Source organism: Pseudomonas guineae (assembly GCF_900113745.1).
GTDB lineage: Bacteria > Pseudomonadota > Gammaproteobacteria > Pseudomonadales > Pseudomonadaceae > Aquipseudomonas > Aquipseudomonas guineae.
This window is the reverse complement of record NZ_FOQL01000001.1, coordinates 1,089,298-1,112,560: the sequence shown is the minus strand read 5'-3', so window position 1 is coordinate 1,112,560 and position 23,263 is coordinate 1,089,298. Positions and strand designations below refer to the sequence as shown.

Genomic DNA, 23,263 nt, shown 5'->3' with positions numbered 1-23,263 from the left:
AAGCCTAGAGGCAGTAACCAATTGCAGATGAAGGCGAACGTTCGCTGCGTACATGAGTCGATCTGTGTGTGCATCTAGGTGTAAGTCCAGTCCGGCGGTTGAGTGGCGATTCTACAGGATCAAGTCAGACCTTTCCTTGGCTCGCCCGACTTTGTTCCCGGCAGCTTAGGGGGCTTAGTCTTTAAGCTGTTCCAAGTGGGCCTAATCGCAGGCCGGGTGGGCTATGTTAATATCCCGTTTTTACCGAATATGGGCGGGTTTATGAGTGGAAAAGCTGCAAGCCAAGACTCTTCATCGAGCCTAAAAATCTATCTGCGCTTGCTCACTTATATTCGTCCTTACCTGGGTTTTTTCGCACTGAGTATTCTGGGCTTTTTGATCTTTGCCTCGACTCAGCCGATGCTCGGTTACATCCTCAAGTATTTTGTTGATGGCCTGTCTAACCCAGATGCGAGCCTGTTTCCTAGCGTGCCCTACCTACGCGACCTGCAATTAGTGCAGGCCGTACCGCTGCTGATTGTGTTGATCGCATTTTGGCAAGGGGTCGGCTCCTTTTTGGGTAATTACTTCCTGGCCAAGGTCTCGCTGGGTTTAGTGCATGACCTGCGGGTAGCGCTTTTCAATAACTTGCTGACGCTGCCTAATCGCTATTTTGATAGCCATAACTCTGGGCATGTGATTTCGCGTATTACCTTTAACGTGACCATGGTCACTGGCGCGGCGACGGATGCAATCAAAGTGGTCATCCGTGAAGGCATGACGGTGATTTTCCTGTTCGCTACCCTGCTGTGGATGAACTGGATGTTGACCTTGGTGATGGTCGCGATCCTTCCGGTGATCGGCTTAATGGTGACCAGCGCGAGTAAAAAATTCCGCAAACAGAGCAAGAAAATTCAAGTGGCAATGGGTGACGTCACCCATGTTGCCTCGGAAACGATTCAAGGTTATCGAGTCGTGCGCAGTTTTGGCGGTGAAGCCTACGAGCAGCAGCGCTTTCTTGGTGCCAGTAGCAGTAACACGGAAAAACAGCTGCGCATGACCAAGACATCAGCGGTTTATACGCCGATGTTGCAACTGGTGATTTACAGCGCCATGGCAGTGCTGATGTTCTTGGTGCTGTTTATGCGTGGTGATGCTTCGGCAGGTGACCTGGTGGCCTACATCACCCTGGCGGGCCTGCTACCTAAGCCTATTCGTCAGCTGTCTGAGGTGAGCTCGACCATTCAAAAAGGCGTAGCAGGTGCTGAAAGTATCTTCGAGCAACTCGATGAGGCGCAGGAGGTTGATCATGGCACTCAGGCGCGTGAGCGGGTTAGTGGGCGTCTAGAGGTGAACAATCTGAGCTTTCAATACGCCAGCAGTGACAAGCCCGTATTGGACGACATTAGCTTTGTCGCCGAGCCTGGACAGATGGTCGCCCTAGTGGGGCGCTCGGGCAGCGGTAAGTCTACGCTGGCCAACCTGATTCCGCGTTTTTACCATCATGATCAGGGGCAAATTTTGCTCGACGGCTTGGATGTTGAAGACTACAAACTGTTAAACCTACGCCGCCATATCGCCTTGGTCACTCAGCACGTGACCCTGTTCAACGACACTGTTGCCAACAACATTGCCTATGGCGATTTGCAAGGTGCACCGCTGGATGAGGTGCGTGAGGCCGCAGAGGCAGCCTATGCCGCCGAGTTTATCGAGAAAATGCCGCAGGGCTACGACACCATGGTCGGTGAAAATGGTGTGCTGTTGTCCGGTGGGCAGCGCCAGCGCTTGGCCATTGCTAGGGCATTGTTGAAAAACGCTCCGCTACTGATCCTCGACGAGGCCACTTCGGCTTTGGATACCGAGTCGGAGCGGCATATCCAGGCAGCGCTGGATGAGGTGATGAAGGGGCGCACGACCCTGGTGATCGCTCATCGCCTGTCCACTATCGAGAAGGCCGACCTGATTCTGGTGATGGACCAGGGGCGCATCGTCGAGCGCGGCACGCATGCCGAATTGCTGGCGCAGAATGGTTACTACGCACGCCTGCATGAAAAAGACTTTGTTGAGGGCGATGACGCTGTGACGTTAGAGCGCGACGCCTGATGCTCAGTTATTTACGCGCCTGGCGTGAGCGCGGCTGGGCTCCGATTGATGCCGTTACTTATGCGCAGGCCTGGCAGCGTTTTGGCGGCAGCGTGGCCACTCATCCGCTGGTGGTCGAGCGCTTGGCGGGCCTGGCAGGTATTGATGTGCGTTACCTCGGCTGGTTTGCGCAGGGTGAGTTGCAGGGCGCTATGCCGACCTGGGGGCGGCACCTGGCGCTGTCCAAGGATGTGCTAAAGCAGCAAGGTAAGCGCGGTTTGTTTGATTTGGGCAATGCCGAAATCATCCTGCCGCTCGCCGCTGAGGTGCGCCTAGCTGTGCGGCATAAGGCGCGCTACCTGTCGGCCCTGAATGCCGAGCAGGTGCTTGGCCGTCGTGAGCAGCCGGAAGGCCTGGCGCTGGCCCGTGAGCCGGAGGAATACAGCAAAAAATTCCGCTACAACCAGCGCCGCGAGCAGCGACTGCTCGAAGAAGCCGGTGGGGTCATCCGGCCGATGCTGGAACTGTCTGCCAGCGAACAGGCGTTGATCTATGCCGATCTTTTTCAGCGCCGCTGGGGGTTTGAGGCGACCGGCAAGGCGCACCTGGCAGAGGTGTTCAGCCTGATGCGCGACTTTATGACTGGTTCGCTGATTTATCTGAACGACCAGCCGGTTGCGATCCAGGTGCTCTACCGCGTCGAGGCTCCGCAGTGGGTCAGTCTGGAGTACATCAACGGTGGCGTTGACCCACAAAACCGCGAGTTCAGTCCGGGCAGCGTGCTCAGTTTTATCAATACCCAAACGGCCTGGGCTGAGGCGCGAGAGATTGGTAAGCCGCTGCGTTATTCCTTTGGTCGGGCTGATCGCGAATACAAAGACCGCTGGTGCAACCGCGTGCCGGTCTATCAGGTTTGATTATGTCTGGACGCAAACAAGCCCTGCTCAAGCAGCATCGTCGACAAAAGCGTATTGCTCTGTTGTTGGCGCTGGTGCTGCTTGCACTGCTTGGCATCTTTGTCGCCTGGTGGTCTGCGCCGTTGCTCCTGCTAGTTGGCTGGGTTGCCCATGAGGCCTGGTTTGCCGACCACCTGTTTTACGCCCCTGGCGATGACTACAACTACACCTTTGCCGATGATGTGCCCGCAATCGCCGGGCGCATCGAGGCGCGATGCCTGCTTCTGGAGGGTGATATTGGCGCTGCCGATACGCTGATTCTGCAGGTGCAGCTCAAGGCTGGCTGGCTGGGGCGGTGGTTGGATCCCTATGTGGTGATTGGTCCGGATCGGCAGGATTTCGAGCGCGGCGTAAACGGTCGTCGTTTCCTCAACTTGTCCGGCCAGCAGAACGCGTTGTCCGGTGGAACATTGCAGGTGTTCGGCCGCTTCTGCCTGATTGAGCCGACTGTCACCCTGTATGCCCTAAGCAATCCTGATTACGCCGAACAGCGTCTGATGGTGATAGCGCCCCATGCCGATGATGCCGAACTGGCGGCATTCGGCCTGTATAGCCAGGTACGTGATGTCAGTATTGTCACCCTGACGCAGGGAGAGATTGAGGCCGAGTCCTACCAGGCGCTGGGGTTGGGTCCGGCCGACGCTGCTCGGCTCAAGGGCCGCTTGCGTGCTTGGGATAGCCTTGCCGTGCCGTTGTGGGGCGGTGTTCCGCAGAGCCAATGTGTGCAGTTGGGTTATTACTGTCTGCAGTTACAGGCGATGCAGGATCATGCCGCGTCAGCTTTTGCCTCGCGCGAGTCGGGCGATGACGATATTCGTAGCGTGCGTGCCGCAAACTCAATCCCGCTACCCGGTGATGCCGATGGGGTGCCCAGTTGGCGCAACCTCGTGGCCGATTTAGTGGCAAGTCTGGAGCACTTTCAGCCTGAGGTCGTGGTGACGCCGCACCCGCAGCTGGACCCGCACAGCGATCATGTGGCGAGTACTCAAGCGCTGCTGGCGGCGATTGAGCTGAGCCGCTGGAAGCCGAAAACACTACTGTTGTACGCCAACCATCTGCACGATAACGACCGTTGGCCAATGGGCCCGGCGGGCTTCGGGATTGCTTTGCCGCCAGCCATTGACGCACTGCCGGCTGATGGCCTGTGGAGTCCGAGTCTAAATGCAGCGCAGCAGTTGGATAAGGCCATGGCCTTATCCATGCAGCACGATTTACAGGGTGCATTACCACTCAAGCGGCGTATTCGCCGGCTGCTCCAGCGCTTGCTGGTGGGGCGTCGTTGGCCGGCAACCGGTGAAGATGAGTTCTTCCGCAAGGCCGTGCGTCGCCATGAATTGTTCTGGGTGCGTACGCTCGGCGGTTAGCCGGAGTATTGGCCTGCAAATGTTATTATCTGCCGCGATTTGCTTTTGCAGGCCGTTGAAAAACTACCTGCCTTGCCGGTGCGGCGTTGGGAAACAGGCTCGGAATGCTCATTTACAACTCGTAGACTTCGTTTCCTCGCCTGCTTTCATCTTGTCTCGGCGGCCCCGCCTACATTTTCAACGGCCTGTTAGCCGCTTCTGGAGTTTTTATGAAATTGTCCATGCCACGTTTCGACCAGGCCGCCGTTCTGGTGGTGGGCGATGTCATGCTCGATCGTTATTGGCATGGCGGCACTTCGCGGATCTCGCCAGAAGCGCCAGTGCCGGTTGTGAAGGTCGAGCAGATTGAGGACCGTCCAGGTGGTGCCGCCAACGTGGCGTTGAATATTGCCGCCCTCGGTGCGCCGGCAGTCTTGATCGGCGTAACCGGTCAGGATGAGGCCGCTGATAGCCTGAGCAACAGCTTGCACGCGGTTGGCGTGAAAACCCTGTTTCAGTGCATCAAGGATCAGCCCACCATCGTCAAGCTGCGCGTAATGAGCCGTCATCAGCAGTTGCTGCGCATGGACTTCGAAGAACCATTCCGCACTAACAACGCCGCACTGGCGGCCAGCGTCGAGGCGCAGCTGGAAGGCATCAAGGTGTTGATCCTTTCCGATTACGGTAAAGGCGCGCTGCAAAATCATCAGGTGCTGGTGCAGATGGCGCGCAGCAAAGGTATTGCCGTGCTTGCTGACCCAAAAGGTAAGGATTTCTCTATCTACCGCGGCGCCAGCCTGATTACCCCGAACCTCAGCGAGTTCGAGGCCATCGTCGGCCCTTGCCATGATGAGGCCGAGTTGGTGGCCAAGGGCGCGGCATTGATGGCTGAGCTAGAGCTGGGCGCGTTGTTGGTCACCCGTGGTGAGCATGGCATGACCCTGCTGCGCCCACAGCTCCCGGCGTTGCATTTGCCGGCCCGTGCGCGTGAAGTGTTCGATGTCACCGGTGCCGGCGATACGGTGATTTCCACCCTGGCTGCCAGCCTGGCCGCGGGTGAGGAACTGCCGCATGCGGTGGCGCTGGCCAACCTGGCTGCCGGTATCGTAGTCGGCAAGTTGGGTACGGCTGCGATCAGCGCACCCGAACTACGTCGTGCTATCCAACGTGAAGCCGGCTCCGAGCGCGGCGTACTGAGCCTCGATCAGCTGTTGTTGGCGATCGAGGATGCCCGCGCCCATGGCGAGAAAATTGTCTTCACCAATGGTTGTTTTGACATTCTTCATGCGGGTCATGTGACCTACCTTGAGCAGGCGCGCGCGCAGGGCGATCGATTAGTGCTGGCGGTCAATGATGACGCCTCGGTCAGCCGCTTGAAGGGCCCGGGTCGGCCGATCAATTCGGTGGACCGACGTATGGCTGTGTTAGCCGGGCTTGGCGCGGTGGATTGGGTTGTGAGCTTCGGCGAAGACACCCCGGAAAACCTGCTGCACGCGGTTAAGCCGGATGTGCTGGTTAAAGGCGGTGATTACGGCATCGAACAGGTGGTTGGCGCCGACATCGTCACAGCCTATGGTGGCGAAGTGCGGGTGCTGGGGCTGGTGGAAAACAGCTCAACCACCGCAATCGTTGAGAAGATTCGCAGCCGTTAATACGCGCCGACGACGGGCTAGAGCCCGTCGCCGGCCAAGTGCTGTCAGTAGCGTTGCTTGATCAGCCCCGTGGGTTGGCACTGAGTGTTCTAGCCGTGCTTAGGCGGGGCTTTTTGCGGCGCTGGGTTTTGTTGGGCTAGCCAGTCTTTCCAGCGGATGCGCTCATCGCGCACCAGCCAGCCGTCCTGAGTGGCAAAGCTTTCCGCCAACCACAGGCCGCGAGTACTGGCGGGCGACAGCTGGCCGTGCGTCAACGTCAGCAGCTCAGCGGTCGGGCGGCCCTGATCCAAAGGGATCAGAAACAGGTCGGGGCGGGCTCGGTTGAGGCGGGCGATCAGTTGGCCATCTTCTAAGTGCTCGTCGACATGCAGCAGGCTGAGCTCTCGAGTTTCCCTGGGCAAGTCCAAACGAAGGTCGTAGACCAGCTGTAGCGAAGCGGTAGGCAGATGCACATAGGCGCGTGGGCGCTCAAGCAGCTTGAGGCTGCCACTCTGCACCGGACGCGCTGCGCCGGATAAGGCGCTGAGGTTGAAGTGAGTGCTTTCCCGATAGTGCAGGCTCTTTTGGTAAGGCGTTGGTAGCCAGGTGTCGCCAAAGCGTCCGCCCAGCCAGCCTTCGGGGGTTTCCAGCAGGCACTCTTCGGCCACTTCCTGAATGGCGGTCAGCAGCGGCAGATTGAGTTCGTGAGCCGGCACGTACCCGGAGATCAGTTTGAGCACCACATCGCCGCGATCAGCACGGCGCTGGCGCACCAGCACCCAGTATTCTCGGCCCTGCCAGTTGAGGGTCAGGCGCACGGAAACCCCCAGGTTGGCCAGCTCAACGGTGAAGCGCTGGTTGTCGGTCACAGTGAGGGGTTTGCGCTTGTCGAGCATCTGCGCAAAGCTCAGCGGCATGCCCAAGCTCTGGTAGCTCAGGCTTTCAGGGCTGGCTTCGACTAGTAGTTGTAGGGTTTTGAAGGTGCCGGGATCTTTGCGCATCAGGGTGCGTGGCATGGCAACTCCTCGCGGTAGGTAGGGGCTGAGAGCTTGGCACAGATAGTGGATTGAGCGCGGTCAGGCAATATCCTGAATTACAGCGGCTGCGGTAGCGACGTTATGCGCCAGATGTTGCGGATTGATGGTGCCGATGATCGCACTGGTGGCTGCTGGGTGGCCGAAGATCAGCTCGAAGCTAGCGCGTACCGGGTCTTCACCCGCTAGGCAGGCATGGCCGCTGGCTAATGCTTTTTTGATCAGGATGCCTTTGCCGTGCAGTTCGGCGTAGTCCAGCACGGCCTGCTCGGCCTGCTCATTGAGGTTGTAGGTGACCATGGCGCAATCGCCCGTTTCCAGCGCCAGCAGACCGCCCGCAACCGTTTTGCCGGAGAGGCCGAAGCCGCGGATCTTGCCCTCGCGCTTAAGCTCAGCCAGCGCTTCGTACACGCCGCTGTCACGCAAAATAGCCACATCGTTGCCGTCTGAGTGCACCAGTACCAGGTCGATAAAATCGGTTTCCAGGCGCTTGAGGCTGCGCTCCACGGAGAAACGCGTATGCGCCGGGCTGAAGTCGAAGTGCGACTGACCGTTGTCAAACTCTTCACCCACCTTGCTAACGATGATCCATTGCTGGCGCTGGCCGCGTAGGAGCGGGCCAAGGCGGGTTTCGCTGGTGCCGTAGGCCGGCGCGGTGTCGATCAGGTTGATGCCCAGATCACGGGCCTGTGCCAGCAGTTCACGGGCGGCGGCGTCATCGGGAATGGTGAAACCGTTGGGGTACTTCACGCCCTGGTCGCGGCCCAGTTTGACCGTGCCTAAGCCCAGAGGTGAAACCAGCAGGCCGGTGCTGCCCAGCGGACGGTGCAGGTTGTGCAGGCTATGCATCAGACCAGCCCCTGCCAAAAGGGTGGGGCGACAGTGGGGTGCGGCAACGGGGGCAGTGGCGCGTGCGTCGCTGGCTGAATGCCGTCACGGTTAAATGCGGCTAGCACACGGTCGGCAAAATCCGGCGCCAGGGCCAGTTTGGTTGGCCAACCGACCAACAGATTATTCTGCTCGTGTAAGAAGGCGTTATCCGGGCGCACCAGGCCGGATTGTGACGGTTCGGCACGTTCTACCCGCAGCGTGGCCCACTGGGCGGCAGACAGGTCGACCCAGGGCAGCAAGTCGCTGAGTTCTTTCTGCGCCGCTTTGATCTGGCTGGCCTCGTCGCGGGCGACACCATCGGCTTCGGCCAGATCACCCCCCAGGTACCAGACCCACTGGCCGTCGGCAGCGGGGTGCGTGGTGATAGTCACGCGGGGCTTCGGTCCGCCACCCAGGCAGTGGGCATACAGCGGTTTCAGGTTAGGCCCTTTGACCAGCACCATATGCAGCGGCCGTAATTGCTGGGCTGGCTGGCTCAGGCCGAGGCTGCTGAGCAACTCGGCGTTGCCGCTGCCGGCGCTGAGGATGACGCGCTGCGCGCGAATTTCGCGGCCATCGACGCGCAGACCGACCAGCTCGCCATTTTCCTGCAGTGGGTCGATGCGTTCGGCAGCCAGCAGGCCATCGCCTGCCAGCTCGCTCAGGCGGCCGATCAGGCTCGGTACATCCAGCACCAGCTCGGCTAGGCGGTAGACCTTACCCTTGAAATTCGGGTGCTGCAGGGCAGGCGGCAGTTGCTCGCCCTTGACCTGATCGACGCGGCCGCGCACGGCTTTGCTGGCGAAAAAGCTGGTGATATTGCCGGCTAGGCTGCCGGGCGACCACAGGTAGTGGGCATCGGAAAGCAGGCGCACACCAGAAAGGTCCAGTTCGCCGTTGCCGGCCAGGGCTTCGCGCCAGCGCCGTGGCATATCGGCGATGGCTTCGGAGGCGCCGCTGAGTGCGCCGTGCAGGGCGTATTTGGCACCGCCGTGGATGATGCCTTGAGATTTCACGCTCTGTCCGCCGCCGAGACAGGCGTTTTCCACCAGCACGGTGGCAAAGCCCTGGCGGCGCAGGCGCGCGTTAAGCCAAAGGCCAGCAACACCGCCGCCAACGATCAAAACATCAGTGCTTAATGCTTGGGGCATGCATACGTCTCACCGGAAAAACAGGTGCGCAGTATAACCCGCCAGCGTCTGGGTCAATGGCCGACGCTTTGCGAGAACAGCTGAATCACCACCACCCCGGCAACGATCAACCCCATGCCGAGCATGGCTGGCAAATCCAGCTTTTGCTGGTAGAGAAACACCGCAGCGATGCTCACCAAGACGATGCCCAGGCCCGCCCAGACGGCATAGGCGACGCCTACCGGGATGGTTTTCACCACCAAACTGAGCATCCAGAAAGAGATGGCATAGCCAACCACCACCAGCAGTAAGGGGATGGGTTTGCTGAAGCCGTCCAGGGCTTTCATTGAGGTTGTGGCGATGACTTCAGCGGTGATGGCAACAGCAAGGTAGAGATAGCCGCTCATGTGCAGGCCTCCAAGTGGGTCTGCGGCCATTCTAGTGGTTGGGCTGATGGGATAAAGTGATTGCCTATCTGATTTGGAGATGGGTATGCAGTGGAACCTTGAGCAAATGCGCTTGTTTGTCAGTGTTGCAGAGGGGCAGTCGTTCTCTGCTGTTGGGCGGCAGATGCAGCGTGCGCAGTCTGCGGTGAGCAGCGCGATCGCCCAGTTGGAAGATGATCTTGGTGTGCTGCTATTTGCCCGTAGCAGCGGCCGCCAGCCGCGCCTGACCGATGCGGGGGCGGCTTTGCTGGAGGAGGCGCGCGAGGTGCTGCGCCAGTGTCAGCGCCTGGATGGTCGTGCGCTGGGTCTGGCGCGCGGTGAAGAAGTGCGGTTGCGCCTGGCTCAGGACGAGGCGATGCCCTATCAGCCGGTACTCGACAGCCTCGAAGCGCTGGCCCAGCAGTTCCCGCTGCTGGAGGTGCAGCTGGCCAGCGGTGCCCAGGGGGATGTTGCACGCAAGTTGCTGGAGCATCGCGCCGATCTCGGTCTTTTATTCCACCATGAGCACATGCCTGACGCCCTGGAGCGCCAGCGCTTGGGCACCATTGAGATGGTCACCGTGTGCGGTTCGGGGCATGCCCTGGCGGGTATGGGTCATGCAGACCGGCGCGAACTGGCGCGTCACCGGCAATTGCTGATGGCGCCCCAGGACAGTCATTACCCGGGCGGTGAGCAAATAAGCCCATCGATTTGGCGGGCTGACAGTTTCTATGCCATGGCTGAGCTGTTGATGCGTAATCTGGGTTGGGCCTGGCTGCCGCGCCATGTGGTGCAGTACCCGACGTATCAGGGCCAATTGGTTGAGCTGAGCAGCGACTGGACCCCGCCGCCACTGGTGGTGGAGCTGGTTTGCCGTCGCGATGAAGCACATGGGCCGGCAGCGTTGTGGCTGGCTGAGTGTTTTGCCAAGCACCTGCAGGCGATTGGTTGAGCGTGACTCGACGCCTTTTCCTAAAGTGCATAAGCTGCGCGCCATGAATAGAAGCCTCTACACCCTGCTGTTTCATCTTGGCCTGCCGCTGGTTGCTGGGCGTCTGGCCTGGCGGGCGTGGCGGGCGCCGGCCTACGCCAAGCGCATTGGCGAGCGCTTTGCTGTGGGCTTGCCGCCGCTGAAAGCTGGCGGCATCTGGCTGCATGCCGTGTCGGTTGGCGAGAGCATCGCCGCCGCGCCGCTGGTGCGCGAGTTGCTGCTGCGCTACCCGGACATACCAGTCACCATGACCTGCATGACCCCCACCGGCTCGGAGCGTATTCAAGCGCTGTTCGGCGGTGCGGAGTATGCCGGTCGGGTGCAGCACTGCTACCTGCCTTATGACCTGCCGTGGGCAGCCGCGCGTTTTCTTGATCGCGTACAGCCCAAGCTGGCGGTGATTATGGAAACCGAGCTGTGGCCTAACCATATTCATCAGTGTGCCCTGCGCGGTATCCCGGTAGCGGTGGCCAATGCGCGGTTGTCCGAGCGCTCGGCGCGTGGCTATGCGCGCTTTGCCAAGCTCACCGCGCCAATGCTCGCTGAACTGGACTTGCTTGCCGTGCAAACGGCACTAGAAGCCGAGCGTTTTCGCAGCCTGGGCGCTCGACCGGAGTGCGTTGAGGTCACTGGCTCGATCAAGTTTGATCTAACCATTGATCCAGATTTGCTCACACGCGCCGCTGCCTTGCGTGAGCAATGGCAGGCTACGCAGCGCCCGGTATGGATAGCAGCAAGCACGCATGCCGGTGAAGACGAGATCGTTCTCGCTGCTCACCGTGAGCTGCTCAAACACAAGCCCGATGCATTGCTGATTCTGGTGCCGCGTCACCCCGAGCGTTTCAGCACAGTGTTTGAGTTGTGCCAGCGCCAAGGCTTAAGCACCCGTCGGCGATCCACCGGAGATCCAGTGCACGCTGCTGATCAGGTGCTGCTTGGCGACACCATGGGCGAGCTGTTGTTTCTCTATGCCTTGGCCGATATCGCTTTTGTCGGCGGTAGCTTGGTGGCTAATGGTGGGCATAACCTGCTCGAGCCTGTCGCCTTGGGCAAGCCGGTGCTGAGCGGCCCGAATCTGTTCAATTTCCTGGAAATTTCTGCACAGTTGCGTGCTGCCGGTGCGCTGGGCGAGGTGGCAGATGCCGCCGCTTTGGCCCAGCGCGTGGCGCAGTTGTGGCGCGAACCTGAGGCAGCGCAGGCGATGCGTGCGGCCGGGCAGGGCGTGATGCAGGCTAATCAGGGCGCACTGACGCGCTTGCTGGCGGGGCTGGAGCGATTACTTAATAAGTAATCTGCAGCGCTAATCGCAGCCAATAAAAAGCCCGCTGAATTCAGCGGGCTTTTTCGTTTAGCAAACTCAGTAGTCTGAGTTGCCGCGCAGTTGTGCTTCGGCGGCTTTGGCCAGGTCGGGCGGCAGGAAGTCTTTGTCCGGGTTGTAATCGGATTTCAGGTACTGCTCCAGTGCAGCCAGGTCGTCTGGGCTGAGGGTGCCAGCGGCCTGCTTCAAGCGTAGGTTGTTGAGGATGTAGTCGTAGCGCGCGTTGTTGTAGTTGCGCACCGAGCTGTAAAGCTGGCGCTGGGCATCCAGTACGTCAACGATGTTGCGCGTACCGACTTGGTAGCCGATTTCGGTGGCTTCCAGGGCGCTCTGGTTGGAGATGATCGACTGCTTACGCGCCTGCACGGTTTCCACGTCGGTGTTGACTGCACGGTGCAGGTTGCGAGTGTTCTGCACCACTTGGCGGCGCAGACTTTCACGCAACTGCTCGCTCTGATTCAAGCGCTGGTAGGACTCGCGCACCTGGGAGCTGGTCAGGCCACCGCTGTAGAGCGGGATATTCAGTTGCAGGCCGATTGAACGCTGCTCAACATCACCATTGAAGCGGTTGACGGAGGCAGCGTTGTTGCTGAAGCCCAAGCCATCGTTATCACCTTTCTGGTAGCTGGCTACCGCATCGAGGGTCGGCGCATGGCCGGATTTACGCTGGCGCAGGGTTTCTTCGGCGGCTTCAACGGCGTAGTTGCTGGCTTGCAGGTTGAGATTCTGTGCGGCGGCGGTGTCGACCCAGGCTTTGGCGTCGTTCGGTGTCGGCGCGAGGATCGGCAAGCTGTGCTCAATGCCTTCAAGGGCGACGAAGTCACGGTTGGTCAGGGTAATCAGGGCCTGGAACGCGTCTTCCACCTGGCGCTGAGCAATAATGCGGTTGGCGCGGGCGGTGTCGAATCCGGCCTGGGCTTCTAGCACGTCGGTTTTATCCGACAGGCCGACATCGAAGCGCTCGTTGGACTGATCCAGTTGGCGCTTGAATGCTGCCTCTTCAGCTTTGGTCGAGGCCAAGTTGTCTTGCGCGCGAAGCACTGTGAAGTAGCTCTCGGCGCTTTGCAGAATCAGGTTCTGCTCGGTGGCCGACAGCTCCAGCGCCGCCTGCTCGTTGATCGCCTCAGCCGCTTGCAGCTGGAACCAGCGATCCGCGCGGAACAGCGGCTGGCTGAGGTTGGCCTGATAGACGATACCGCTGCGCGAGCTGGTATTGGCGGGCGAATCAACCTGAGTGCGGGTATCGCTCAGATTGGCACCAGCCGAAAGGTTTGGCAGCAGGCCGGCGCGGGCCTGGGGCACCACTTCGCTGCGTGCTTGATAGTCGGCGCGGGCCGCAGCCAGATCGGCGTTGTTGGCGGCGGCTTCTTGGTACACCGTAACCAGGTCAGTTTTGGTGGACAGCGGGGCTTGTTCAGCCCAGGCCACTGCGTTGGACGCGGCGGCCACAGCAAGAGCCAGAGAAAGTCTGCGCAGCATGAGGGTGATCCTGGATTTGGCGGTAATCAGCAAGGCTAAGGGCCCGTGCTCAGAGGGTCAAGGGCCGTGGTGGCAGCGGTAGTGTAGTTTGCAACAAGCTATGTTGCCTGGATGCAACAATGCAGCTGCGCACTCCGCTTCGTCATAAGCCGACGCGGCGGTCATGTTTTTTGACTCGTGGGTTGGTTTTATTGGCTGGGGTTGATTAGACTGATTGCGTTCTTGTCGGGGTGCCCTAATTGAGGGGCTGAGATTGGCTACTGCCGGATCCCGTTGAACCTGATCAGGTTAAAGCCTGCGTAGGGAACAAGATGTGCTCGCCTTTCCCCTGGCGAGCCTCTGGCACCGCCCTAGGTGCGCCTCTCGCCGCTCATCCGTCCAGGTTCGCTCCGACATTCAGCCCTGGAGAGCCGCCGATGAGCACACAAGAAAAAAACCTGAACCCGATGCTGAGTGAGTCAGCCCAGGTCGACCAGCAGTCGATCCAGCCCTTCACCCGTTCGCAGAAAGTATATGTCGAGGGCTCGCGCCCGGACATTCTGGTGCCGATGCGTGAAATCAGTCTGGATGTCACGCCTACTGACTTCGGCGGCGAGATCAACGCCCCCGTGGTGGTGTACGACACCTCCGGCCCTTATACCGATCCCAACGTCATTATCGACGTGCGCAAAGGCCTGGCTGATGTGCGTTCGCCCTGGATCGAGTCGCGCGGCGACACTGAGCGCCTGAGCGGCTTGAGCTCCAACTTCGGCCAGCAGCGCCTGGCCGATGCCGAGCTGACCAAGTTGCGTTTCGCCCACGTGAATAATCCGCGCCGCGCCAAGGCCGGCGCTAACGTCAGCCAGATGCACTACGCGCGCAAAGGCATCATCACCGCCGAGATGGAATACGTCGCCATCCGCGAGAACATGAAACTGGAAGTGGCGCGTGCCGCAGGCCTGCTCGAACAGCAGCACGCCGGCCACAGCTTCGGCGCCAGTGTGCCGAAAATCATCACCCCGGAATTCGTCCGTGACGAAATCGCCCGCGGTCGCGCGATCATCCCGGCCAACATCAACCACACCGAACTGGAACCGATGATCATCGGCCGTAACTTCCTGGTGAAGATCAACGGCAACATCGGCAACTCGGCGCTGGGCTCTTCCATTGAAGAAGAAGTGGCCAAGCTGACTTGGGGTATTCGCTGGGGCTCGGACACGGTCATGGACCTGTCCACCGGCAAGCACATTCACGAAACCCGCGAGTGGATCATCCGTAACTCGCCGGTGCCGATCGGTACCGTGCCGATCTACCAAGCGCTGGAGAAAGTCGGCGGCGCCGCCGAAGAGCTGACCTGGGAGCTGTTCCGCGACACCCTGATCGAGCAAGCTGAGCAGGGCGTGGATTACTTCACTATTCACGCCGGTGTATTGCTGCGTTATGTGCCGATGACTGCCAAGCGCGTCACCGGCATTGTTTCGCGCGGCGGTTCGATCATGGCCAAGTGGTGCCTGGCGCACCATAAAGAAAACTTCCTCTACACCCATTTCGAAGACATCTGCGAAATCATGAAGGCCTACGACGTCAGCTTCTCGCTGGGCGATGGCCTGCGTCCGGGTTCGATTGCCGACGCCAACGACGAAGCGCAGTTTGGTGAGCTGGAAACCCTCGGTGAGCTGACCAAAATCGCTTGGAAGCACGACGTGCAGTGCATGATCGAAGGCCCGGGCCATGTGCCGATGCAGTTGATCAAGGAGAATATGGACAAGCAGCTGGAGTGCTGCGACGAAGCGCCGTTCTACACTCTCGGCCCGCTGACTACCGACATCGCCCCAGGCTACGACCACATCACCAGCGGCATCGGTGCGGCGATGATCGGCTGGTTCGGTTGCGCCATGCTCTGCTACGTCACGCCCAAGGAGCACCTGGGCCTGCCGAACAAGGATGACGTCAAGACCGGCATCATCACCTACAAGATCGCCGCCCATGCTGCTGATTTGGCCAAGGGCCATCCGGGTGCGCAGATCCGCGACAATGCGCTGAGCAAGGCGCGCTTCGAATTCCGTTGGGAAGACCAGTTCAACCTTGGTCTCGATCCAGACACGGCGCGCAGTTACCACGACGAAACCCTGCCGAAGGATTCGGCCAAGGTCGCGCACTTCTGCTCCATGTGCGGGCCGAAGTTCTGCTCGATGAAGATCACCCAGGAAGTGCGGGTGTACGCTGAAGAGCAGCGTATCGCCGCGCTGGAGCTGGATGAGGCGGAATTGGGCATGCAGGCCAAGGCCGCTGAGTTCAAGTCGCAGGGCAGTGAGCTGTACCACAAGGTCTAGCCGAGCTGTTTTGATCGAAACACCACCCAGGGTTTGCGCCCTGGGTGGTTTTTATTTTTTCTGAGGTGGTTTTTATCGTGATGACGACCAACACCTACTCCCCGCACCAGAGCGTGGGTCTTGACCAGCGCGTACTGGGTACGCGGGACATGTTTTCGCTGTGGTTTTCTCTGGGTATCGGCTTGATGGTCTTGCAGCTCGGGGCCTTGCTGGCGCCGGGACTGGGCATGAGTGGCGCGTTACTGGCGATTGTCTGCGGCACGGCTGTTGGCGTGCTGTTGCTTGGCGCCGTTGCCGTCATCGGCAGCGACACCGGGCGTTCCAGTATGGCGGCTTTGAAGCTCAGCCTGGGCAGCAAGGGCGCGCTGCTGCCGGCCCTGCTCAATGTGCTGCAGCTGGTTGGCTGGGGCGCATTCGAGATCATCGTGATGCGCGATGCTGCCGGCGTTTTGGCCGAGCGCGCATTTGGCGCGGGTAGCGCCTGGAGTAACCCACTGCTGTGGACCTTGTTCTTCGGCACGCTGGCAACCCTGCTGGCAGTCACCGGGCCGCTGACCTTCGTGCGCAGAATATTGCGCAAGTGGGGCATCTGGTTGCTCCTCGGCGCCTGCCTGTGGCTGACCTGGAACCTGTTCGATAAGGCTGATTTGGCCAGCATCTGGGCGCGTGGCGGCGATGGCTCGATGCCCTTTGCCCTGGGCTTTGACATTGCGATTGCCATGCCGCTGTCCTGGTTACCGCTGATTGCCGACTACTCGCGCTTCGGCAAGAGCGCGGTGCGGGTGTTTGGTGGTACGGCGTTGGGCTTCTTCCTCGGAAATGTCTGGCTGATGAGCCTGGGCGTGGCCTATACATTGGCTTTTGCTACCGGTGCTGAGGCCAACGCGTTGCTACTGGCGCTGGCCGGTGCTGGCCTGGGCATCCCACTGCTGCTGATTTTGCTCGATGAGTCGGAAAACGCCTTCGCCGACATCCACTCTGCGGCGGTGTCTGCCGGTATCGTGCTGCCGCTGCGGGTTGAGCAGTTGGCCCTGGCGATTGGCGTGCTGTGCACCCTAATTGCCTGGTTGGCGCCGCTGGCCGAATATCAGAACTTCCTGTTGTTGATCGGCTCGGTATTTGCGCCGCTGTTTGGCGTGGTGTTGGTTGATCACTTTATTCTGCGCCGTCGTCGCGCAGAACTGGCTCCCGTGTGTGCCTGGCGTGGCGATACCTTGTTGGCCTGGGGCAGTGGTGCGGTGGTGTATCACCTGCTCAGCCATTATTCGCCAGAAATCGGTGCGACCCTACCGGCGTTCTTGTTGGCCGCAGGGCTGCAGTTGCTGCTGGGTGGGCTGAGCCGCAAGCGCCTGGCTACGATCAGCTGATAGGCAGGCCTTGGCAGCGGTAATCGTGCGGCAGTGCTGCGCCGCTGTTTGCCTGGCAGTCGCAATGGTGGCTTGCCAGGCGCCTAGAAACAGCGTGTAAGCTGTGCTGAATACGCGGGCCGGCAAAGCCGTCGCCGGTCGCGTCAGTCACGTTTTTGGAGTCCGTAGATGAATGCTCAAGACGATGTTCAAGTGATCGAGCGCGAAGCCTGTTTCAGCGGTTTCTATAAGCTTGATCGGCTGCGCTTGCGCCATCGCCAGTTTGCCGGTGACATGGGGCCTACGCTTACCCGCGAATTATTCGTGCGCCATGATGCGGTGTGCGTGCTGCCCTACGACCCGCAGCGTGATTGCGTGGTGCTGATCGAGCAGTTTCGCATCGGGGCGCTGGATAAAAGCGCCAATCCCTGGCTGCTGGAGCTGGTGGCTGGGCTGATCGATAAAGACGAGGTGCCAGAGGAGGTGGCGCGCCGAGAGGCGCTGGAAGAAGCCAATTTGGCGCTGACCTCTTTATGGCCCATCACGCAGTATTACCCGTCGCCTGGCGGCTCGGATGAGCGCGTGCATCTGTTTGTCGGCCGTTGTGACAGTGAAGGGGCTGGAGGCGTGTATGGCCTGGCGGAAGAAGGCGAGGACATTCGTGTGCATGTCTGGCCGCTGGAAGATGCCTTGGATGCGCTCAAGGACGGGCGTATCGACAATGCCGCGAGCATTATTGCCTTGCAGTGGCTGGCGCTGAATCGTACTGAAGTCAGGGGCCTATGGTCATGAACCTGCTGCGCGAGCGCTATCGGGTCGACCTGGTCGAGCTGCAAGCCGCTTGCGAGGCTAATTATGCGCGCCTGATGCAGCTGTTACCGGCAATGCGTGAGGGTGGTGAAACGCGGCGGGTAGCGCTGAGCCAAGGCGAGCAGCAGCTCGGGGTGCTGGCGCTGGACGTGCTAGAGACGTGCCCCTACACCTCGACCCTTTCGGTGCGCCAAGAGCACAGCCTGGCCTGGCTGCCGGTGCCACAGTTGGAGGTGCGCGTGTACCACGATGCGCGCATGGCTGAAGTGGTGGGCGCACAAAGCGCGCGGCGTTTTCATGGCCGCTACCCGTATCCGAATGCGGCGATGCACCAGCCGGATGAAAAGACTCAGCTCAACCTGTTTCTCGGCGAATGGTTAAGCCATTGCCTGGCTTGCGGCCATGAGTTGGCGCCGGTTCGCTAGCGTTCGCGCGCCATCAGCTGAATCCTGCTGCAGGTCAAGCGCCTCGACCGGGCTGGCCTTTAATGCAGGCGCTGGATTTACAGCGGGCGTTCTGTGACCTATTCCCCTTTAGCGGGTTTACCGCCGGCCGGGCTGCCAGCATAATTCATGCATTCCGCCCAAGGAGAAGGTCTTGCCGGACGCACTGACTAAAAGCACTGCTGTTGATCGCTCGGTACTGCTAGTGCAGTTATCCGACAGCCATCTATTTGCCGATACAGCAGGCAAGCTATTGGGTATGGATACCCAGGACAGCTTGCAACAGGTGATTGAGCGCGTGCTGCAAGAACAGCCGCAGATCGACCTGGTGTTGGCCAGCGGCGACCTCTCGCAGGATGGCAGCGCTGAGTCCTACCAGCGCTTTCGTGACATGACCGCGGCCATTCCCGCGCCGGCGCGCTGGTTTCCTGGTAACCATGATGAAGTGCCCGCCATGCAGGCCACCTGTGTCGGCACGGATCTGCTCGATCCGGTGATTGATCTGGGTAACTGGCGTGTGACGCTGCTTGATTCCTCTATTCCAGGGGCCGTGCCGGGCTATCTCGATGATCAGCAACTGGCGCTGTTGGAGCGCGCGTTGAGCGAAGCGCCAGATCGCCACCATCTGATCTGCTTGCACCATCATCCGGTGTCCATCGGCTGCAAATGGATGGAGCCTATCGGGGTGCGCAATCGCGATGCCTTGTTTGCCGTGCTGGAGCGTTTCAACAATGTGCGGGCGCTGCTTTGGGGGCATATCCATCAGGAGCTTGACCAGCAGCGCGGGCCGATTCGTTTGTTGGCGTCGCCTTCTACCTGCGTGCAGTTCGTCCCCGGTAGCGAAGAGTTCCAAGTCGATAAGAGCGCGCCCGGCTATCGCTGGCTGCGTTTGTTTGACGATGGCCGCCTGGAGACTGGAGTGTCGCGGGTTACGGGCATCACGTTCGAAATCGATTACACCATCAAAGGCTATTAAGGCGTTGCCTAGCGCAGCGGCGAAGCGGTTGCAGCCGGTCGCCGCTAACGGTTAGCCTCCCGCCCATGACCCCATCCATACTTTATCTCCACGGGCTTAACAGCTCGCCGGCTTCGCACAAGGCCAGCCTGTTGCTGCGCGCCATGCAGCAGCTGGGCTTGGCCGCGCAGCTGCGTGTGCCTGCTTTGCACCATCATCCGCGGCAGGCGGTTGCTCAGCTCGACGCGCTGATTAGCGAGCTTGGTCGCCCCGTGCTGGTTGGCAGCTCGCTGGGCGGCTACTATGCGACCTATCTGGCTGAGCGACATGGGCTGCCGGCGCTATTGATCAACCCCGCCGTGCGCCCGCACCTGCGTTTCGAGGGCTATCTGGGCCCGCAGAAGAACTATTACAACGATGAAACCTGGGAGCTAACCGCCGACCATCTGGCGGCACTGGCAGAGTTGGACGTTGCCACGCTACAAGATCCCGCGCGTTATCAGGTGTGGCTGCAGACCGCCGATGAAACCCTCGATTACCGTGATGCCCAGGCGTATTACCTGGCCAGCGCGCTGCGTATCCAGGCCGGTGGCGATCATGGCTTTCAGGGTTTTGCCGAGCGCCTGCCGATGCTTTTCGCTTTCGCCGGTATTCCTCGCCATCTGTGGCAGGATATCGACTTTTCCGCTCTCAATTGACGAACAAGAGACCCCATGGCCCAGCAAGGTTCTAGCTCTTACAACGCCGATGCCATCGAAGTCCTTTCCGGCCTCGACCCGGTGCGCAAACGCCCGGGCATGTACACCGACACCAGCCGGCCCAACCACCTGGCCCAGGAAGTCATCGACAACAGCGTCGACGAAGCGCTGGCCGGGCATGCCAAGTCGATTCAGGTGATCCTGCATGAGGACAATTCGCTGGAAGTGCTCGACGACGGTCGCGGCATGCCGGTGGACATTCACCCGGAAGAGGGCGTGCCGGGGGTCGAGCTGATCCTTACCAAGCTGCACGCCGGCGGCAAGTTCAGCAACAAGAACTACCAGTTTTCCGGCGGCCTGCACGGTGTGGGTATCTCGGTGGTCAACGCGCTGTCGACGAGCGTGGTCGTCACGGTCAAGCGTGACGGCAATGAATACCAAATGAGCTTCGCTGATGGCTACAAATCCAGCGACCTGGCGGTGATTGGCTCGGTGGGCAAGCGCAACACCGGTACCAGTGTGCACTTCTGGCCCGATCCCAAGTATTTCGACGCCTTCAAATTCTCGGTCAGCCGTCTCAAACATGTGCTCAAGGCCAAGGCTGTGTTGTGCCCAGGCCTGGCCGTCAGCTTTGAAGACAAAGCCAGCGGCGAGAAAGTCGAGTGGATGTATGAAGACGGCCTGCGCTCCTATCTGGTGGATGCGGTCAGTGAATTTGAACGCCTGCCCAATGAGCCCTTCTGCGGCAGCCTAGCGGGTAATAAAGAAGCCGTGGACTGGGCCCTGCTGTGGCTGCCGGAAGGCGGCGATGCAGTGCAGGAAAGCTACGTCAACCTGATTCCTACGGCTCAGGGCGGCACTCACGTCAACGGCCTGCGTCAGGGCCTGCTGGATGCCATGCGCGAGTTCTGCGAGTTCCGCAGCTTGCTGCCGCGCGGGGTCAAGCTGGCCCCGGAAGATATCTGGGAGCGCATCGCCTTCGTCCTCTCGATGAAGATGCAGGATGCGCAGTTCTCCGGGCAGACCAAGGAGCGCTTGTCGTCCCGCGAGGCCGCAGCTTTCGTCTCTGGCGTGGTCAAAGATGCCTTTAGCCTGTGGCTCAACGGCCACCCTGAGCTGGGCCAGCAACTCGCCGAACTGGCAATCAGCAACGCCAATCGTCGCCTTAAAGCGGGCAAGAAAGTCGAGCGCAAGCGTATTACTCAGGGGCCGGCATTGCCCGGTAAGCTGGCTGATTGCGCGGGCCAGGACCCGATGCGTTCTGAACTGTTTTTGGTCGAAGGTGATTCCGCCGGCGGCTCGGCCAAGCAGGCGCGCGATAAAGAATTCCAGGCGATTCTGCCGCTGCGCGGTAAGATTCTGAACACCTGGGAAGTCGATGGCAGCGAAGTGCTGGCCAGTCAGGAGGTGCACAACATCGCCGTGGCGGTTGGCCTCGACCCTGGCTCAAGCGACCTTTCTCAGCTGCGCTACGGCAAAATCTGCATTCTCGCCGACGCTGACTCCGACGGCCTGCACATCGCTACCTTGCTCTGCGCCCTGTTCGTTCAGCATTTCCGCCCGCTGGTGGACGCGGGTCACGTCTATGTGGCGATGCCGCCGTTGTACCGCATCGATTTGGGCAAAGAAATTTTCTACGCACTGGATGAAGCCGAGCGCGACGGCATTCTTGACCGTTTAGTGGCCGAAAAGCGCCGTGGTAAGCCACAGGTCACCCGTTTTAAAGGCCTGGGTGAAATGAACCCGCCGCAGCTGCGTGAAACCACCATGGACCCCAACACCCGGCGTCTGGTGCAACTGACCCTGGATGACTATCCCGGCACCCAGGAAATGATGGACATGCTGCTGGCGAAGAAGCGCGCAGGCGACCGTAAATCCTGGCTGGAGTCCAAGGGCAACCTGGCCGAGGTGTTGCTCTGATGCAACGGCTGTTGGCGGCCTGCCTGCTGTTTTGCGCCCCTTGGCTGGCCAGTGCCGCAGCGCTGGAAGAGCTGAAACTGCTCAACGAACAGCCGGTCAGTGGCGTCAGCGGTGGCAACCTGTCCGGCCTGGCCTGGTGCGATGGCGCGCTGTGGGCGGTTTCTGATCGTGATGATCAGCAGCTGTATCGCCTGGAGTCTGACGCCTCGCAGTGGCAAGCTTCAGCCGAGACCTTTGTGGCGCCGCCTGCTCCGGATGCCGCGCTGCCCTGGGGGCTGCGTATGCGCAACTGGGCCGCCGGGCAGGTGCGCGGTGGCGAGCTGGACTTCGAGGGCGTGAGCTGCGATGCCGCCGGTAACCGCTACCTGGTCAGCGAGGCCCATGCGGCTGTGCTGCAGTTGCCGGTGATAGGCGAGCCTAATTGGTTGAAGCTGCCCCCTAGCCTGGTGCGGCAAGCGCGCGCCAGCGGCATGTTGCTGCATTTCAACTCATTGCTGGAGGGCATTGCCGTTGATCCTGCGGGTGAGCGCTTGTACCTGGCGGCCGAGCGCATGCGCCGTGGCTTGCTGGTGGTGCACAAGCAGCGCTCCACGTGGCGCTGCACGGGCGGTTGCGTACTGTTTAGCGAGGCGGGTACGGCGCCTGCACCTGAGCAGCTGGGCGCCGAAGAGCAGCCGCGGGATTTCTCCGGTCTGGCCTTCCATAACGAAAAACTCTTCACCCTTGAGCGTCAGGCGCACCGTATCTGTCGGCGCAGCCTGAGCACTGCTGAGGTCGAGCGCTGTTGGTCGTTTGCCGCTGAGGCGCTGACCCCGGAGCGCCTCTATCCGCCATCTTATGGTCTGGCCGAAGCGCTGTGGGTGGATCAGGATGGCGCATGGGTCGGTGTCGATAATGGCCGTTTCAGCCGTGCCGACGGCGAGTCACGCCCGATCATTTGGCGCCTTTCCGCGCCTAAAGACGGTTGGGGCAGCAAGCCTTGAGCCGCCAGCCTGCAGGTAAGCGCGCCGGGCGAGTGATGCTGGTGCTGGCTTGGGGCGCGGCGTTGTTGCTGGCGACTAAGTTTTTTGGCGACTGGGAAGAAGGCCAGCACAACCCTAATCGCACGCCTGAGTCGCTGCATGGCAGTGGCTATGTGGAGGTTCAGTTGGCCAGCAGTCGCCAAGGCCACTACATGGCTGGCGGCACGATCAATGGTGAGGACGTGACGTTCCTCCTCGATACGGGGGCAACTTCGGTAGCGGTGCCTGTCGAGGTGGCCCAGCGCCTTGGCTTACAAACCGGCGCGGCGATCCTCATTAACACTGCCAATGGCCGCGCTACCGCCCATCGCACGCGCCTGCAGCGCTTGCAGCTGGGCGATATCGTCCTGACCGATGTAGATGCCTTGATTGCCCCCGGGATGGGCGGCGATGACGTATTGCTGGGCATGAGTGCCCTGAAACAACTCGAATTTACCCAGCGCGGCGGTACCTTAATGCTGCGCCAGACAACTTCGCAACAACCCCTTTCGCAGCAACCCACTTTGCAATGAGGCACGC

The 23,263-nt window shown here is 60.5% G+C and carries 20 protein-coding genes and 1 riboswitch; of the genes, 15 read left to right on the top strand and 5 right to left on the bottom strand.

The features are described from left to right. The first annotated feature begins 261 nt into the window (after positions 1 to 261). From msbA to hldE, 4 genes are all read left to right on the top strand, one after another. Positions 262 to 2,082: a lipid A export permease/ATP-binding protein MsbA gene (msbA, locus tag BMZ32_RS05140; protein ID WP_090240267.1), complete on the top strand. Its 1,821-nt coding sequence runs from the start codon at positions 262 to 264 to the stop codon at positions 2,080 to 2,082. Next, positions 2,082 to 2,978, top strand: coding sequence for a GNAT family N-acetyltransferase (locus BMZ32_RS05135; RefSeq protein WP_090240266.1), 897 nt, complete (start codon positions 2,082 to 2,084; stop codon positions 2,976 to 2,978). The genes msbA and BMZ32_RS05135 overlap by 1 nt, the downstream gene beginning before the upstream one ends. Before the next feature lie 2 nt (positions 2,979 to 2,980). After that, the gene (locus BMZ32_RS05130) at positions 2,981 to 4,381 is read left to right on the top strand and encodes a PIG-L deacetylase family protein (protein ID WP_090240264.1); all 1,401 of its coding nucleotides are present in this window, start codon (positions 2,981 to 2,983) and stop codon (positions 4,379 to 4,381) included. Positions 4,382 to 4,590: 209 nt separating this feature from the next. Further along, entirely contained in the window at positions 4,591 to 6,012 is a 1,422-nt protein-coding gene (gene hldE, locus BMZ32_RS05125) for a bifunctional D-glycero-beta-D-manno-heptose-7-phosphate kinase/D-glycero-beta-D-manno-heptose 1-phosphate adenylyltransferase HldE (RefSeq protein ID WP_090240262.1), read from the top strand. A gap of 89 nt (positions 6,013 to 6,101) precedes the next feature. On the opposite strand, the gene BMZ32_RS05120 is transcribed toward hldE, so the two are convergent. The 4 genes from BMZ32_RS05120 to BMZ32_RS05105 are packed head-to-tail and all read right to left on the bottom strand — an operon-like array spanning position 6,102 to position 9,432. Beyond that, positions 6,102 to 7,007, bottom strand: a complete 906-nt coding sequence (locus BMZ32_RS05120; protein ID WP_090240261.1) for a metal ABC transporter ATPase — start codon at positions 7,005 to 7,007, stop codon at positions 6,102 to 6,104. Between the two features lie 60 nt (positions 7,008 to 7,067). Next, positions 7,068 to 7,874 (bottom strand): aldo/keto reductase, encoded by an 807-nt coding sequence (locus BMZ32_RS05115; protein WP_090240259.1) that lies wholly within the window; start codon positions 7,872 to 7,874, stop codon positions 7,068 to 7,070. Further along, positions 7,874 to 9,046, bottom strand: a complete 1,173-nt coding sequence (locus BMZ32_RS05110) for an NAD(P)/FAD-dependent oxidoreductase (protein WP_090240258.1) — start codon at positions 9,044 to 9,046, stop codon at positions 7,874 to 7,876. Before BMZ32_RS05110 ends, BMZ32_RS05115 begins: the two co-directional genes overlap by 1 nt. 53 nt (positions 9,047 to 9,099) lie before the next feature. Further along, on the bottom strand, positions 9,100 to 9,432 hold the full coding sequence (locus BMZ32_RS05105) for a DMT family transporter (RefSeq protein WP_090240257.1): 333 nt from the start codon (positions 9,430 to 9,432) through the stop codon (positions 9,100 to 9,102). 85 nt (positions 9,433 to 9,517) lie between these two features. Between BMZ32_RS05105 and BMZ32_RS05100 the strand changes: the two genes are divergently transcribed. Together BMZ32_RS05100 and waaA are read left to right on the top strand one after the other, a co-directional pair. Further along, positions 9,518 to 10,402, top strand: a complete 885-nt coding sequence (locus BMZ32_RS05100; protein ID WP_090240256.1) for a LysR family transcriptional regulator — start codon at positions 9,518 to 9,520, stop codon at positions 10,400 to 10,402. Between the two features lie 43 nt (positions 10,403 to 10,445). Next, positions 10,446 to 11,732 (top strand): lipid IV(A) 3-deoxy-D-manno-octulosonic acid transferase, encoded by a 1,287-nt coding sequence (waaA, locus tag BMZ32_RS05095; protein WP_090241561.1) that lies wholly within the window; start codon positions 10,446 to 10,448, stop codon positions 11,730 to 11,732. 66 nt (positions 11,733 to 11,798) lie between these two features. Here the strand turns inward: waaA and BMZ32_RS05090 are convergent, their stop codons facing one another. Then, positions 11,799 to 13,238: a TolC family outer membrane protein gene (locus BMZ32_RS05090; protein WP_090240254.1), complete on the bottom strand. Its 1,440-nt coding sequence runs from the start codon at positions 13,236 to 13,238 to the stop codon at positions 11,799 to 11,801. A 216-nt stretch (positions 13,239 to 13,454) separates the two neighbouring features. Beyond that, positions 13,455 to 13,561, top strand: a riboswitch (TPP riboswitch). A gap of 123 nt (positions 13,562 to 13,684) precedes the next feature. On the opposite strand from BMZ32_RS05090, the gene thiC reads away from it, so the two are divergent. The 9 genes from thiC to BMZ32_RS05045 all read left to right on the top strand — a co-directional run bounded on the left by thiC (position 13,685) and on the right by BMZ32_RS05045 (position 23,256). Then, positions 13,685 to 15,550, top strand: a complete 1,866-nt coding sequence (gene thiC / locus BMZ32_RS05085; RefSeq protein ID WP_425272864.1) for a phosphomethylpyrimidine synthase ThiC — start codon at positions 13,685 to 13,687, stop codon at positions 15,548 to 15,550. A gap of 80 nt (positions 15,551 to 15,630) precedes the next feature. Further along, positions 15,631 to 16,917 (top strand): putative hydroxymethylpyrimidine transporter CytX, encoded by a 1,287-nt coding sequence (gene cytX, locus BMZ32_RS05080; RefSeq protein WP_425272863.1) that lies wholly within the window; start codon positions 15,631 to 15,633, stop codon positions 16,915 to 16,917. Between the two features lie 168 nt (positions 16,918 to 17,085). Further along, a complete protein-coding gene (locus BMZ32_RS05075) occupies positions 17,086 to 17,688 on the top strand; it encodes an NUDIX domain-containing protein (protein ID WP_090240251.1) in 603 nt (200 codons plus the stop codon). Beyond that, positions 17,679 to 18,131 (top strand): DUF1249 domain-containing protein, encoded by a 453-nt coding sequence (locus BMZ32_RS05070; RefSeq protein ID WP_090240250.1) that lies wholly within the window; start codon positions 17,679 to 17,681, stop codon positions 18,129 to 18,131. Before BMZ32_RS05075 ends, BMZ32_RS05070 begins: the two co-directional genes overlap by 10 nt. A gap of 172 nt (positions 18,132 to 18,303) precedes the next feature. Next, a complete protein-coding gene (cpdA, locus tag BMZ32_RS05065) occupies positions 18,304 to 19,125 on the top strand; it encodes a 3',5'-cyclic-AMP phosphodiesterase (protein WP_090240248.1) in 822 nt (273 codons plus the stop codon). A 65-nt stretch (positions 19,126 to 19,190) separates the two neighbouring features. Beyond that, positions 19,191 to 19,802, top strand: coding sequence for a YqiA/YcfP family alpha/beta fold hydrolase (locus tag BMZ32_RS05060; protein ID WP_090240246.1), 612 nt, complete (start codon positions 19,191 to 19,193; stop codon positions 19,800 to 19,802). 15 nt (positions 19,803 to 19,817) lie between these two features. Then, positions 19,818 to 21,722, top strand: a complete 1,905-nt coding sequence (gene parE / locus BMZ32_RS05055) for a DNA topoisomerase IV subunit B (RefSeq protein WP_090240244.1) — start codon at positions 19,818 to 19,820, stop codon at positions 21,720 to 21,722. Further along, on the top strand, positions 21,722 to 22,705 hold the full coding sequence (locus BMZ32_RS05050) for an esterase-like activity of phytase family protein (protein WP_090240243.1): 984 nt from the start codon (positions 21,722 to 21,724) through the stop codon (positions 22,703 to 22,705). The genes parE and BMZ32_RS05050 overlap by 1 nt, the downstream gene beginning before the upstream one ends. Further along, positions 22,702 to 23,256, top strand: coding sequence for a retropepsin-like aspartic protease family protein (locus BMZ32_RS05045; protein WP_090241559.1), 555 nt, complete (start codon positions 22,702 to 22,704; stop codon positions 23,254 to 23,256). Before BMZ32_RS05050 ends, BMZ32_RS05045 begins: the two co-directional genes overlap by 4 nt. Positions 23,257 to 23,263: the final 7 nt, after the last annotated feature.

Bases quoted from the DNA above. Each gene is read 5' to 3' on its own strand.
- BMZ32_RS05130 (WP_090240264.1), top strand. From the start codon at position 2,981: ATGTCTGGACGCAAACAAGCCCTGCTCAAGCAGCATCGTCGACAAAAG.
- BMZ32_RS05070 (WP_090240250.1), top strand. From the start codon at position 17,679: ATGGTCATGAACCTGCTGCGCGAGCGCTATCGGGTCGACCTGGTCGAG.
- BMZ32_RS05105 (WP_090240257.1), bottom strand. From the start codon at position 9,432: ATGAGCGGCTATCTCTACCTTGCTGTTGCCATCACCGCTGAAGTCATC.
- BMZ32_RS05115 (WP_090240259.1), bottom strand. From the start codon at position 7,874: ATGCATAGCCTGCACAACCTGCACCGTCCGCTGGGCAGCACCGGCCTG.
- msbA (WP_090240267.1), top strand. From the start codon at position 262: ATGAGTGGAAAAGCTGCAAGCCAAGACTCTTCATCGAGCCTAAAAATC.
- thiC (WP_425272864.1), top strand. From the start codon at position 13,685: ATGCTGAGTGAGTCAGCCCAGGTCGACCAGCAGTCGATCCAGCCCTTC.
- waaA (WP_090241561.1), top strand. From the start codon at position 10,446: ATGAATAGAAGCCTCTACACCCTGCTGTTTCATCTTGGCCTGCCGCTG.
- hldE (WP_090240262.1), top strand. From the start codon at position 4,591: ATGAAATTGTCCATGCCACGTTTCGACCAGGCCGCCGTTCTGGTGGTG.
- BMZ32_RS05075 (WP_090240251.1), top strand. From the start codon at position 17,086: ATGAATGCTCAAGACGATGTTCAAGTGATCGAGCGCGAAGCCTGTTTC.
- BMZ32_RS05120 (WP_090240261.1), bottom strand. From the start codon at position 7,007: ATGCCACGCACCCTGATGCGCAAAGATCCCGGCACCTTCAAAACCCTA.
- BMZ32_RS05060 (WP_090240246.1), top strand. From the start codon at position 19,191: ATGACCCCATCCATACTTTATCTCCACGGGCTTAACAGCTCGCCGGCT.
- BMZ32_RS05135 (WP_090240266.1), top strand. From the start codon at position 2,082: ATGCTCAGTTATTTACGCGCCTGGCGTGAGCGCGGCTGGGCTCCGATT.
- BMZ32_RS05050 (WP_090240243.1), top strand. From the start codon at position 21,722: ATGCAACGGCTGTTGGCGGCCTGCCTGCTGTTTTGCGCCCCTTGGCTG.
- cytX (WP_425272863.1), top strand. From the start codon at position 15,631: ATGACGACCAACACCTACTCCCCGCACCAGAGCGTGGGTCTTGACCAG.
- BMZ32_RS05090 (WP_090240254.1), bottom strand. From the start codon at position 13,238: ATGCTGCGCAGACTTTCTCTGGCTCTTGCTGTGGCCGCCGCGTCCAAC.
- parE (WP_090240244.1), top strand. From the start codon at position 19,818: ATGGCCCAGCAAGGTTCTAGCTCTTACAACGCCGATGCCATCGAAGTC.
- BMZ32_RS05110 (WP_090240258.1), bottom strand. From the start codon at position 9,046: ATGCCCCAAGCATTAAGCACTGATGTTTTGATCGTTGGCGGCGGTGTT.
- BMZ32_RS05100 (WP_090240256.1), top strand. From the start codon at position 9,518: ATGCAGTGGAACCTTGAGCAAATGCGCTTGTTTGTCAGTGTTGCAGAG.